Here is a 13660-nt window from a genome sequence, read left to right on the forward strand (position 1 = left end):
GTGTACAACCTGTGGCTTAAAAAAGAAGCGCATTCCATTCATCCCAACTGGTCCTATGTTTTTGGTTTCTTCGCCGGCATTCTGGGTGGTGCCTTTAATACGGGTGGGCCGCCCATCGTTTTATTCGGCACGCTGAGAGGATGGACACAAATGCAATTCGTCAGTACGCTGCAGGGCTATTTTCTGCCGAGTGATCTGTTTATCCTTGCCGGTCAGTTAATTTCAGGCATATTGACAAAGACAGTTTTTAAATATTATCTGCTATGCCTTCCTTTCACACTACTGGCGATGGTGTTGGGAAAGTATATAAGAAAACAAATACCACCGGGAAAATTCAACCGGTACATTTTTATCTTATTGCTGGCAATTGGAATACTCTTTCTAATCCGTTCGGTACTGTCTGCCTGATTCGGCAAGGCTGTTTTTCAGAAAAATTATTCCGCCGCATTCTGTAAGTATAATTTTTCCCAGTTTCCATTTCTATTCCAAAGCAAATCACCGTTTTCCCGTTTCAACTCTAACTTATCTTCGACGGCAGAAGTGGAATCACATGTAACGGAATCCTTTTTGCAGCACTTTTTCTGTTTTTTCTTACAGCAGGATTTGGTTGTATCCGCATCTTTGGAAAGTGCTATTTGCTGATTGGAAACCGTATAGCTTCCCTTACTTGTTTTAGAACCTGTATTTCTGTCATCTGTACCAAAGGAATTTTCCTGAAGCTCATAACGGCCATTTTCCAGGAATGTAAACACATAGGCATTCCGGCAGCAGGCGTATTTTCCCTTTAAATCATTTTGTGCAAACAATGTGACACTGCAGAAAAACATGGTTGAAACTATCCACTTCCTCATTTTACTGATTTTAATACAAAAATATCAATTTTTATACCAATATCCTTAAATTAGGATAGTTATAATACCGACATGCCGAAGAAAGACCACCTATATGAACTCATCCAAACTATGGATAAATCGGAAAAACGGTATTTCAAGATTTATTTCGCAAACGAAAAAAAAGAACAGAAATACCTGAAACTTTATGATGCTCTTGAAAAGACAAAGGTCTATGATGAGAAGAAAATAAAACATCAGATCAATGATGCCTATATCCAGAAACACTTTGCGGAAACCAAATATTATCTGTATCAATTGATTTTAAAGGTGCTGAAACATTACCGGACAGAAAATTCGGTGGATAATCTACTGCTAGAGAAAATCCAGAACATAGAAGTGCTGATTCAGAAAGCATTATGGGAACAGGCGGACAGTGAACTGAGCAAAGCAAAAAAAATGGCGTACGATTATGAACGCTTCGAATTCCTGATACTATTATTCTCCTACCAGAACAAGATCATTGTTTCGACCCGGCTTCACGGCTATTCTGCCGGCGACCTGGATAAATTCTGGAGTGAGAAGTCACTTGCATTCCAAAATTTCTCGGATACGCAAACCGCCCGGCACAAAGTGATGCAGCTGCTGGAATCCAAAAACAGAATCGGGTATATCAAGACCAAACAGGACAGAGACTTCTACGATAACCTAAAAAAAGACATAGAAACCATCCTGAAGAAAGCTGACTGCACCATCGCCAGGATTTACGCTATCGAAAGCCTGGTATTCTATTTCAACCATACCGGGGAAAAGAAGCAGCAAAATCTTTACTGCAAGAAACTGGTCGAACTCCATGCCAAAAATCCGGCTATCAATGCGAGCAATCCCTATCAGCTGCCATCCGCCATACACAACCTTTGTTTAAGCGAAATCAATCTCTATAATTTTGACGAAGCATTGCGGTGGATAAAAATCCAGCAAACCTATCTACAGATTATCGGAAATGATGCGGAAATAAAATACAAGGTGGAATGGAGCCTGGCATCCCTTCAATCTTACTATTATAACGTATCCGGAAAATTTGGTGAAGGTATATACTCCGCCGGAAACATTATTAAATGGTTAGAAACCACGGAAGAAATTGACCACACGAGCAAATGGAAATTTTACGGCAACTGCGCTGAAATCTATCTGGGAGCGAAAGATTACAAAAACTTCTTCTACTGTATGCGTAAACTGCAGGAGTTCTGGAATAATATCGATACTTATAATAAAATCAACTACACCCTGCTTCAGATGCTTGCGCACATTGATGAAAAGGATACGGATGCGGCTTTGTATTCCTATAATTTTCTGGAAAAAGAAATCAATACCATCCGAAAAGACAACCCGACTGCAACAGAAAGAATCCTGTTATCCTTTTTTAAAAAACTGCAGGACAGGAAACAACCCAAAAGCCGGAATGTCCTGCTAAAAGAAACCTGGCAGGAACTAAAAGAAAATGAACGGGAAATACAGACGGGAGAATTTGAATATGCCCTGTGGCTGGAACAGATGCTGACTAAAAGCTCATATGAGAATCTGGTACGGCAAAAACGAACCCTGCAATCCGAAGACTTTACAGCATTCCGAAATGATGAAGTAAAAATTTTGATAGACATCGAATCATTCAGAAAGAGTTTGCCAAAACGAATCCGCTGAAGCACCAACTTAATCTTCCAGCAGATCCACCAACTTCGCAGAGCCCATATACACGATGGTACGCTGATGCAGCTTTTCAGGCACAATCTCCAGTATACGCTGTCTGCCGTTGGTCGCCTTACCGCCGGCTTGTTCCTGCAAAAATGCCATTGGATTGCATTCATACATCAGGCGCAGTTTTCCGCCCGGCGTATCTTTGGTGGCGGGATATAAAAAAACACCGCCTTTAATCAGGTTGCGGTGAAAGTCCGCTACCATAGAACCGATATACCGCAAAGAGAATGCTTTTTTATCGGTGTTATCCTGACAATACTCTACAAATCTTTTCACGTTTTCGGGAAAGGAATTAAAATTGCCCTGATTCAATGAATATGACTTTGCAGCGGCAGGCGTTTTAATATCCGGATGCGAAAGGCAAAACTCTCCAATGCTGGGGTCTAAGGTAAACCCGTTCACGCCATCTCCCGTGGTATATACCAGCATCGTCGAGGAACCATAAATCACATAACCGGCCGCCACCTGCTTTTCCCCTTGTTGCAGAAAATCATCCAGGGTACACAACTCCCCCACTTTAGACACCCGCTCGAATACGGAAAAAATCGTACCGACTGGAGCAATCACATCAATATTGCTGGAACCGTCCAAAGGGTCGAACAGCACCACATATTTGGCTCTTTTCCTGTTTTTGAACGCTACAAAATCATCTTCCTCTTCACTGGCGATACCACAGCACTGGCCGCTGTTCTGCAGGCATTTTATCAGCACATCATTCGCCACCATATCCAGTTTCTTCACTTCCTCTCCCTGCACATTCGTCTTATCCGCATCGCCCAAGATGGCATCGACCAGGCCGGCTTTGCTCAAATCCCTGTTCACTATTTTGGATGCCAATCCGATATCACGCAGCAATCCGGACAATTCGCCTGTTGCTTCGGGATGTTTTTCCTGATTATTGGCTATAAACTCATCTAAGGTAATTAATCGCATACACTCGTTTTGTAGTTCGCAAATATACTGATATCAGGGCTATTTCCGAGTAAATTCCATGAAACCTTTTAATTATTACTTAATAATTACCTCCTGATTTACAATAACTAAATAACTATTTTAGCAGTCCGGCAAATGAAAGGAAAATTCAATATTACTATTCGTAAAGCAGAGCCTAATGACCTGATACAGGTCTATGGTTTAATCAGGGAACTGGCTGCTTTTGAAAAAGAACCGGATGAACCTTCCAATCCGCTGAAAAAATTCATCGAAGAAGGCACCTGTAAACAGCCGCGTTTTCAGGTTATCCTGGCGGATGACAATGGGAAAGTGGCCGGCATCGCCCTGTATTATTACGGCTATTCCACCTGGAAAGGCTCGATGATTTACCTAGATGATCTGGTAGTAAAAGAATCTTACCGAAAAAAGGGAATCGGCAGAAAATTAATGGACGAACTGATAGCGATCGCCAGAGAAGAAAAAATCAACCAGCTGCGCTGGCACGTGCTGGACTGGAATGAGAACGCCATCAATTTTTACAAAAAATATCCGGTGACATTTGACAATACCTGGATAACGGTTAAGATAGAGAAAGAAAATTTATTATAAACACAGTGGAATACATCATTTTACTAATAAAAAGATATTACACGTTGCTAATTGGACAGTATGAAAGTATTTAAATTCGGAGGTGCATCGGTAAAGGATGCCGCAGGAATCAGAAACGTAGCGTCGATTGTACAAAAATACGGCGAACAGGATTTAGTAGTGGTGGTCTCCGCTACCGGAAAAACCACAAACGCACTGGAAGAAGTTATAAAGGCTTATTTCAACAATACGGATGCAAAAGCCGCTTTTGACGTTGTCAAAAAGAATCATGATACTATCTGCAGGGATCTGTTTAATGATGATACACATGAAGTGTTTGACAAACTGCAGAATGTCTATGCCGAAGTGGACTGGCAACTGGAGGAAAGCAGGAAGGAAAGCTATAATTATGTTTACGACCAGATTGTATCGCAGGGTGAATTGATTTCGTCTGTCATACTCAGCGCCTATCTGAATGAAGCGGGTGTGAAAAACAGCTGGCTGGATGTGCGTGATGTAATGAAAACGGACGACACCTACCGCGAAGCGGTGGTGGATTGGAATAAGACACAATCCCTGATGAATTCGGTCGTAAAACCTATGCTAAAAGATTCCATCATCGTTACACAAGGATTTATCGGATGTACCGCCGAAAACTGCACCACCACCTTAGGCAGAGAAGGCTCCGATTATACTGCGGCAATCTTCGCCAATATGCTGGATGCCGAAAATCAAACCATCTGGAAAGATGTACCGGGTGTTATGAACGGCGACCCGCGCGTTTTTGACGATGCTGTCTTCATAGATGAGATTTCATTCAATGAAGCGGTGGAAATGACGTTTTACGGAGCAACCGTCATCCATCCGAAAACCATCAAACCCTTACAGAATAAGAATATCCCGTTACTGGTAAAATCGTTTATACATCCGGAAGGCAAAGGCACGGTAGTGGGCGGAAAGGACAACAACCTGCCGCCGGTAAGAATCGTAAAAAACAGCCAGGCATTAATCGTTCTGCACACCAAAGATTTTTCGTTTGTGGAAGATGAGGTGGTGGCGGAAATATTTACGGCATTCTCCAAAGCCAATTTAAAACTCAATATGATGCAGCAGGGCGCCATTTCTTTTGATGCCGTAGTTGACAATATACCTGAAAAGATTGAAAAAGTGAAGGCTGCCTTACAGGATAAGTTTGATTTTTCCATCGAAGAGAATCTGACCATACTGACCATCCGTCATTACAACAGCTTTGACTACATCAATAAATTTAAGGGAGACAGAAATGCGATACTGGAGCAGCGGCGGCCAAGCACCTACCAGGGGTTGCTGGCTTAATATTTAAGGCCTGCCGTCAAAGTATAAATAATTTCCTCCGCCGGACTTCCTGCTTCAGCAGTTTCAGTTCGCGCCCCATTTGCCCGGAAACACTGGTATTTTCCTGTGCCCTTCGTATCAGGTAAGGGATGACATCTTTCACCGGGCCGTAAGGCATATATTTACTGGTATTGTAGCCTTTTTTCGCCAGGTTAAAGGTGATATGGTCGCTCATCCCCAGCAGCTGGGAGAAATGAATATGCGGGTGATTATTGGATAAGTTGCCCTGCTGCATTAGCTGAATAGCCAGTAAGGTACTCTCTTCATTGTGTGTGGCCACGCAGATGGCAACATGTCCTATATTTTCGATTGCATATTTTACCGCTTCGTTATAATCATTATCCGTATGGCTCTTTGAAATCTGTATCGGATTGTCATACCCCATTTTCGAAGCGCGTATTTCTTCCTTTTCCATATAGGCTCCCCGTACCAGTTTAACGGCATAGATGAATCCTGCCTGTTTCGCCTTTTCAGCCTGTTCTTTGAAAAACTGCAGCCTGTCTTTTCTGTACAACTGGACCGTATTGTAAATGATAGGTTTTTCCTTGTTGAATTTAGACATCAGATCCCAGGTCAAATCATCCAGTGGCTGCTGTATCCAGCTTTCTTCGGCATCCACAAACAGGCTGACGTTATTGTCATGAGCCAATTGTGCCAGATTATAAATACGGCTTTTTGCCGTTTCAAAAACAGGCCGTTCCGTGGGAGATAATGTTTCTTTGGCATGTAACCTTTCCAGAATGGACAATGGTATCAGTCCCGTAAATTTAGAACAGACTATATCTACCGCATTGTAGTTTTTTGCAAAAAAAATGGCCTGCCGGATAGCATCCTCAGTACGCTGGAAATCTTCCTCGCTTTCCTTCCCCTCCACTCCGTAATCCAAAATACTCCGCACGCCATATTCATACAGATGATTGATTTTTTTAGTCGCCAGCTCCAGGGAATCACCGCCACAAAACACGGCATAAATGGTGGGACGCATGCCCATTGCAACCGGCGTTTTGATACCCATATCCATCATTCGGGAGGCTGTCTTCGTTCCTATATCCACCAGCCAGCCGACATTTATCAGACGAAAAATCTGATAATCACGGATAAGCTCCCGATTGGATTTGTATGCAAATGCGGTTTGTGTATTATTGAAATCCACGATTGTCTTTTAGTCCTTGAAGATACGAATTTTCCATTTACCGGTTCCAGATTTCCCAGCTTCGTTCAGCCTGCAGGTATAACATTTCCAATCCGTTTTTTGTTTGCGCATGTCGCATCTTCCCATATTTTAAAAAGAGCGTTTCATCCGGATTATAAATCAGATCGTATAACAAATGCTTGTCTGTAAGGACCTGATAAGGAATATCCGGCGCCTCTTGCGTATGTGGATGCATACCTACCGGAGAACAATTGACAATGAGTGTTGATTCCCGAACAACTGCATCGTCCAGTTCCTGATAAGTGATCGTGTTTTTTGATTTATTCCTCGATATAAACTGAAACGGAATGCCCAGTTTTTGCAGAACATACACGACAGCTTTGCTTGCACCACCGGTACCAAGTATCAATGCGGCAGTATGCTGTGGTTTCAATAAAGGCTGTAAACTCTTTTCAAATCCAAAGCCATCCGAGTTATATCCGATTTTTTTGCCCTTTGTAAATTTGATGGTATTCACTGCTCCGATAGCTTTCGCCTCTTCATCGAGTTCATCTAAATAAGGAATGATTTGTTCCTTATACGGAATGGTGACATTCAGCCCTGCCAGATTTTCTTCCCGCTCGCACAAATGCCTGAACAGTTCCATTCTCTCCAGCGGGAATACATCGTACACCGCATCAGTAATCTTTTCCCGTTCAAATTTCTCCTTGAAATACCCTTTGGAAAATGAATGCGACAAAGGGAAACCGATCAATCCGTACTGCTTCATTCCTGATTTTTTAGAAAAAAGTATTCCCACTTTCGTGGGAATACTTCAATTGAATTTTAGTTTTAGTTAATTATATTCTGCGATGATTGCATGAATCTGAAGGTTATCCTTCAGCTTTTCAGAAAAATCAAATAACAATTCATGGGAAGTGAAATTACTTTGCAGCAATTCTCTCAGCAACACTTCTCCTTCCTTGTTTTTATTTTCTAAAAATGCGAGCGCCGCTAATGCAAAATTGAGTTCGACGGTGGTTTTGCAAACCTCTGTGCCTTTCAGCAGAATTTGTCTGGCTGTTTCCAGATCGCCGCTGTCCGCCATAATCCTGGAAAGTATATAATACGCTTCATACCGTTTTACAAAGATATCAATTGCCGTTTCACAGGCATCGATAGACACTTCGGTTTCTCCGATCTCCAATGCGGCTTCCGCCATCGCCAGACAGAAATCATACTGTTCTTTTTCCAGTTCATTGGCTTTTTGAAAGGATTTGTAAGCCTGCTCCCACAGTCCTTCCTGTTTGTACGTCTCTCCTATTCTGAAATAGGCTTCTGACAAGGATGGATTATCATGTACCGCCTTGCGGTAACAGTAACGCGCCATTTTCATATTGCCCAGCGCTTCATGGCATTTCCCCTGCAGGAAAAATATTTCGTCATCCGCCTCAAAGGTTTCGCACATTTCTTTGATGACCTCCAATGACCTGGTAAAATTCTTTTTTTTGAAATGCAGTTCAGCGATATCCTGGTAGACAAAATCAGCGTCATCGTTAATGGCCAATACATACTCAAAAGCATCTATCGCCTTTTCGTACTCATCACATCCGCGATACGAACAAGCCAGGTTATACCATGCAAACTGATTATACGGATTCAAATCAATCAAACGCAGATGCAGCGGAATGCTTTCTTCATACCGGTCGGTAATCTCGATGCAGTAATTCAAACGATTCAGTGCTTCTTCATTATTCGGTTCTATCCTGAGGCATTCGATGAGACAGTTATAGACTTCATAATATTTCTCCCAGTCTTCATACACATCACACATTTGAAGATAAACATCCGGTAAATCCTCTTTATCCGCTTTTTCCAGCAATTCCTGGAGGATAAAGACCGCCTCCTTATAGCGTGACTGGAATGTAAATATTTCAGCCCTCAGCAGTCCAATGCCTATTTCGGTACTGTCATAAATTTCCGCTTTATCCAATGTATCCAGGGCGATGTCCAGTTGCTTCAGTTCAAAATAAATCTGCGCCTTCTTCAGCAGCAGAATGGAAGAATAGGGATGCTGCAGCAGCGATTGTTCCGCAACTTCAAGTGCATTATCAAATCGCCCCATATCTTCATAATATTCAATAATGACTTCATAGTCATCCTGATCAAAGAAGGGCGTTTGAGCGCCCTGTATGGATTGTTCGTATTGGGCTACTAACTCAGATACGTTGATGGGATCGTCTTCATTTTCAAATTCAAAGCTACTCATAGGCTATAATTATGGAGTGAGTTTGTCAGTAATTCAAAGTTAATGGTTAATATTGTAATACTATTTGATAGAAAAGTTAAGTGTTAAATATGAAACCCCTTTTAATAGTTATTAACATCTTGGTATTATCAATATATTACCCTGTTTACGGACAAGACAGTATTGAAGCCATTAACGTTCAATCTGAAAAAGAAGTTCGTTTCAAACGATTATTTTCCGTTCAGCAGAAGTATTTGAAGTGGACAGACAGTAAAAACAGGGAATTTCCGTTTGCCGTTCCGGCTGTTGCCTACAATAAATATGACGGGGTGCAAATTGGTGCTGCACTCATCAACCTGAAACAGCCGGTTAAGAATGTAGATTTTACCGGAACCTTGTTTTACGGAATAAAATCCCGAAAAGTGAGCGGCACGGCAAATGTCGATTATTACTATCGTCCTGAAAAAGGGGTGCTGACCGAACTGAAACCCGGTGTTAAATTCCAGTCGTTCACCTACTATGATTTTGTGAAACCATTGAAATATTATGCCATTCACCCGGAAATCGTCGCCACCTTCAACCATCGTTCCGAGAGGCTGGAAAAAATGACACACCAGATTTCATTCACCCATCATACTGTTTTACGAAAAGACTTCACGTTTGCCTACACAGACAGTGTAAATACCGTTTTGAAAGATACCCTCACCCGTTTTTATGCCAATGTTTTAAAATATACATTCACCCGGGCAGACCGGAATTTTCCGTTCACGGCGTCTTTCACACTGGAACAATCCAGATCATTTGTAAAAAGCTATCTGGAAGTTAACTCCTTTATTCGCTATCAGTTGAAGAACTACAATACCGGTGTTCATCTGCGTTTTTTTGTCGGAGGATTTTTATGGCGAAGCAGCCGTTTCAAATTCAGGCTCTATCCGGACGTTGGATTTAACTTAAACGGCAAACGGGGGGAGCAAAATTACCTGTTTGATGATTTCTATGCCGGGCGAAATGAACAGCAGGGCTTTGCCGCCAATCAGATTACAAAGTCAGATGGCTTTTTTAAGGTAAGTACTCCCTTAAACGCCATTGAAACCGGACAGACGGCAGACTGGTTGCTGGCAATGAATTTTAAGATTGACTTTCCCATTCAATACGTTCCGATAAAATTTTTCTTTGATTTAGGTTACTCCTACGACAATCACCTGAACCCTTCCAACCTTTTGCCGGTTAAGGGATTCCAATACGATGGGGGTATCCTATTCAGCTTTTTTGATGAAGGATTTGAAGTTTACCTGCCACTGCTGATGAGCAAGGAATACAGAGATTATTTTAAGGCCAACGCACCAAAATTCGGACAGCGGATATCTTTCCTGCTGGACCTTCATAAGCTCGAACTGCACAAAAAAATCAGAGACTTAAAATTCTAAAAAAAGGCTGAACAAATGTTCAGCCTTCAACTATATTGGGTCGACGGGTAATAAGGAATTTATGTTTCTACCCAAAAGAATTAACTAAAGGTAATTTATTATGAACAGATGAAGGTTGACACATATCAATAAAACTACAAAGTGATAAATTTTTGACATTTGTCATAATAAATATGTATTTTCGAATTGAAACATACCTAAGAAAATAAACAGAACAACATGGCCAATGTTTTTTATAAAAATTTCACACCCGAATTAAAATTCAAACAACGCAGTAAGCCATCTCATGAAGAGTGTATAGAATATTTCTTTCATTTTCTTCAAAACTTCAAAATATTCTCTGATAAAGACTTCGAGGGTATAGAAAAATATTTGCAATATGGTATGTGGGAGAAAAATGAAACTATATTTAAGGTGGGGGAAACAGGTGAGTATATGAATTTTATTTGCCAGGGTGCCGTAAAATATTATACAGAAAACCAACACGGCCAGCACATTATCGGATTTTTAACGGAATGTAATTTTTGTTCCCCTATGAAAAACTTCTTTGTAAAGCTGCCTTCCGATGAAGGGGTCACCTGTGTGGAAGACACCTATGGTATAAAAATATCGTTGGAAAACTTTATTAAAATACTGGAACAAAAACCATTTGCCGGTTTCTTTCAGAAACTCAACAATGACCTCTTGTACTTTTTTGAACAGCGACTTATGGCTTTGCAATCTTTAGATGCTAAAGAACGTTATGAACTGACGATGAAAGAAGACCCCATATTTTTAACCGTTATTCGCTGCAGGATATCGCCAACTTTCTCGGTATTACCCCTGAAACTCTGAGCAGAATCCGGAACGGTAAAGGAAAAAGAATAAAATAATCACCTGACTTTGTCAGTTAATGACCTGAATACCTCACTGTGAAATGTAAGATTTATCGTATTACCTTTTTTTTGACTTTATCTTAGTTCTGAAACAATCCGCAGGCTGCGAAAAGGTGAAACAACCCCATAAATCTATATTCTGGAAATTGGAAAGGTCATGCAGTGCGGGCCTCCGCGTGCACGTGACAATTCGGCAGAAGACAACGTGATGATGGTTTTATTCAGTTCTTCCAGTGTAAACGCTTCCGACAGCACCCGTTTGGCACTCACAATGGAAAATCCATTCTCCCGGAACGCTTTCAGCGTATGAATATTCCGCTCATAGCAATAGGCTACTCCGGATTTAACCGACACAAAATTACACCCGTCTGTCCATTGTTCCCGCTGCTGAAACGGCGATACGCCATTGCCGCAGGAAATAAACTGCATGGCAGGATAAATTTCTTTCATCAGTTCCTTTAGCGATGGATGCAATACCGCCCGCTTGTTGTCTTTAGAATAGGTGATGACATCCACCTTGTCATTTTTCTCGAACATCAACGGCGAAAAACCGACACAGGTCTCCGCACTGATCATCGTAAAAATGGTGTCCAGATGCATGCAGTAGCGTTCGTTGGGAATTTCCACCACCGTCACATAATCCACCACATCGTGTTCAAACAGATAATTTTTCAGTTCAAAGATGGCGTCCAGGCTCGTGCGTTCACTCTCTCCTATCAGCAGATGCCGCGGATGTATCAGCATGACATCACCGCCTTCAATGGACATATCCGAATCCTTTTCCAGGTTTTCATCCGTCACGAAGTCAATCACCTTACCTTTGAAAGAGTCAAACAACGGATGGTATTGAGCGATAAACTTGTTCAGGAAATTTTCGCGTAACCGAACGGACTTATTGGCCTTGGAAACAATCAGATGATCATTGACCACACAGCCGATATCCCGGGTGAATACCAGATTAGGCAGCGGCTTGATGATGCTTTCCTCACTATCCGGATGCACGCCGGAAATCAGCACCTGACCGAGGTATTCCGGTTCTATCTGTTTCAGTTTTTCATATTTGCCCAGGCTCAAATCTTCCTTCTCATAGATATATTCGAGCATCTCTTCTTTTACCGAATCGTTTTTCAGAATATCTTCCAGTAAAGATTGAAACTCGATGACATTCTCTTTACCCAAAAGCTGCCTCAATGTTTCGGTGAACTGGTAATGTTCATCAATCATACGGGGCAGGAAAACGATGTCGTCATACAGCAATTCTTCCGCAATCTCCGGCGACACATGGTCAATGCCCATATCCGGCTCGTGAACAATCACCTTCTGTAATGTTTGTATTTCTGAGTTTATCTGCATAAAACTATCTTCAATTCGAATTTAATTCATTAATTGTTACTTCAGCCTGCATACCATGCGCACCGGCTGGTGGTCGGAATATTCAAAGCCCATATCCTCGCCTTTTACTTCCAGCAGCTCCACATTCGGAGACAACAGGAAAAAATCTATTACAGTTGTATAGGTTTTACCGGGTTCATACGTAAAATCAACTTTGCGGTTAGTAGGAACATTCTTGTCAAATGCAAAGACCCAGTCTTTCTCAATAAAATCGGATGGAACGGGCATCTCTTCATAATCGCTTTTTTCTTTCAATGGCTGATATCCGGGCGGAATCTGATTCCAGTCACCGCCGACTACGACGTAATTCCCTTTGGCATATTCTTCTGTGATATACTTTTTAAAATAGGCCATTTCCTGTTTCTTCAGCGTACCGCCATCGTAGGCGGAGTTGTGCGTATTGATAACAATGAGCTGTTTGCCGCTCTTCAGGTTGAAGCGATGTTTCACAAAACAGCGGTCCAGGAAAAACAATCCTTTAGGCCAGGAGAAATTGGATGGGAACGCATACTTGACCGGTTTCTCCGCATCCCTGTATTTGTAAAACGTTCCTATACCTCCCAGTACTTTTCCCATCGGCTCGAAGAAAGGAATGGGTACGTACTTCACATCATAGTTTTTGCCAAAGACCGCTTTAAAATTCCCCAGTGTTTCAAAAGCCTGCTGAAACTGTTCGGTATGATAACTGCGTTTGGAATTTCTGTCCATCTCCTGAATATGGATAAAGTCGGCATCTGCTTTCCACTTTGCAATCGTTTCCATAAAACCTTTGAAATTCTTTTCGGATAACACCCGGGAAGGACGCACCATTTTCCCGCCATCGTAAAAGAAATCGGATTCTTTTCCCAGTCCGCAATAGCCGATATTCCAGTCATAAAACACCAGCGTATCTTTTTCCAGCAGCGGCAATGCTTCCTTAGGTTCCAGCACTTCCGCTGCTTCCTCCGCCTTCGGTTTGTAATCCGTCAGCTGCGCAACCAAAATCGCCCCTATTACATACATGCCGAACAGTATGGCCACCGCAAGGATTATTTTAATGAGTATCATGCCGTATTTTTTCATGTGAATACTTTGTGAATGACGGTAAGAACCTTAAATTTAGGCTT

12 protein-coding genes and 1 pseudogene are annotated in these 13660 nt (G+C 41.8%); 6 read left to right on the top strand and 7 right to left on the bottom strand.

Annotated elements, in window-relative coordinates; translation table 11 throughout:
• On the top strand, nt 1-408 hold the full coding sequence (locus IPM95_04385; protein ID MBK9328552.1) for a sulfite exporter TauE/SafE family protein: 408 nt from the start codon (nt 1-3) through the stop codon (nt 406-408).
• Nucleotides 409-434: 26 nt separating this feature from the next.
• Here IPM95_04385 and IPM95_04390 read toward each other — a convergent pair whose 3' ends face one another.
• A complete protein-coding gene (locus IPM95_04390; protein ID MBK9328553.1) occupies nt 435-851 on the bottom strand; it encodes a hypothetical protein in 417 nt (138 codons plus the stop codon).
• A gap of 72 nt (nt 852-923) precedes the next feature.
• On the opposite strand from IPM95_04390, the gene IPM95_04395 reads away from it, so the two are divergent.
• The gene (locus tag IPM95_04395; GenBank protein MBK9328554.1) at nt 924-2531 is read left to right on the top strand and encodes a hypothetical protein; all 1608 of its coding nucleotides are present in this window, start codon (nt 924-926) and stop codon (nt 2529-2531) included.
• Nucleotides 2532-2540: 9 nt separating this feature from the next.
• Here IPM95_04395 and fbp read toward each other — a convergent pair whose 3' ends face one another.
• Nucleotides 2541-3518, bottom strand: coding sequence for a class 1 fructose-bisphosphatase (gene fbp, locus IPM95_04400; protein MBK9328555.1), 978 nt, complete (start codon nt 3516-3518; stop codon nt 2541-2543).
• A 135-nt stretch (nt 3519-3653) separates the two neighbouring features.
• Here fbp and IPM95_04405 point away from each other — a divergent pair, with 135 nt between their 5' ends.
• Entirely contained in the window at nt 3654-4127 is a 474-nt protein-coding gene (locus IPM95_04405; GenBank protein ID MBK9328556.1) for a GNAT family N-acetyltransferase, read from the top strand.
• A 60-nt stretch (nt 4128-4187) separates the two neighbouring features.
• Nucleotides 4188-5441: an aspartate kinase gene (locus IPM95_04410; GenBank protein ID MBK9328557.1), complete on the top strand. Its 1254-nt coding sequence runs from the start codon at nt 4188-4190 to the stop codon at nt 5439-5441.
• Nucleotides 5442-5457: 16 nt separating this feature from the next.
• Here IPM95_04410 and IPM95_04415 read toward each other — a convergent pair whose 3' ends face one another.
• The 3 genes from IPM95_04415 to IPM95_04425 all read right to left on the bottom strand — a co-directional run bounded on the left by IPM95_04415 (nt 5458) and on the right by IPM95_04425 (nt 8881).
• Nucleotides 5458-6636, bottom strand: a complete 1179-nt coding sequence (locus IPM95_04415; GenBank protein ID MBK9328558.1) for a proline dehydrogenase family protein — start codon at nt 6634-6636, stop codon at nt 5458-5460.
• Nucleotides 6637-6670: 34 nt separating this feature from the next.
• On the bottom strand, nt 6671-7402 hold the full coding sequence (locus IPM95_04420) for a shikimate dehydrogenase (GenBank protein ID MBK9328559.1): 732 nt from the start codon (nt 7400-7402) through the stop codon (nt 6671-6673).
• 66 nt (nt 7403-7468) lie between these two features.
• Nucleotides 7469-8881, bottom strand: a complete 1413-nt coding sequence (locus IPM95_04425; GenBank protein MBK9328560.1) for a tetratricopeptide repeat protein — start codon at nt 8879-8881, stop codon at nt 7469-7471.
• 119 nt (nt 8882-9000) lie between these two features.
• Between IPM95_04425 and IPM95_04430 the strand changes: the two genes are divergently transcribed.
• Both IPM95_04430 and IPM95_04435 read left to right on the top strand, forming a co-directional pair.
• Nucleotides 9001-10287: a hypothetical protein gene (locus tag IPM95_04430; GenBank protein MBK9328561.1), complete on the top strand. Its 1287-nt coding sequence runs from the start codon at nt 9001-9003 to the stop codon at nt 10285-10287.
• A 534-nt stretch (nt 10288-10821) separates the two neighbouring features.
• Nucleotides 10822-11159 (top strand): annotated as a pseudogene (locus IPM95_04435) (Crp/Fnr family transcriptional regulator).
• A 135-nt stretch (nt 11160-11294) separates the two neighbouring features.
• Here the strand turns inward: IPM95_04435 and IPM95_04440 are convergent.
• Together IPM95_04440 and IPM95_04445 are read right to left on the bottom strand one after the other, a co-directional pair.
• Nucleotides 11295-12515 carry an arginine deiminase gene (locus tag IPM95_04440; protein MBK9328562.1) on the bottom strand — a complete coding sequence of 407 codons (1221 nt, stop codon included), beginning with the start codon at nt 12513-12515 and terminating at the stop codon, nt 11295-11297.
• Between the two features lie 36 nt (nt 12516-12551).
• Entirely contained in the window at nt 12552-13616 is a 1065-nt protein-coding gene (locus tag IPM95_04445) for an endonuclease/exonuclease/phosphatase family protein (protein ID MBK9328563.1), read from the bottom strand.
• Nucleotides 13617-13660 lie beyond the last annotated feature (44 nt).

Source organism: Sphingobacteriales bacterium (assembly GCA_016719635.1).
Classification (GTDB): Bacteria; Bacteroidota; Bacteroidia; order Chitinophagales; family JADIYW01; genus JADJSS01.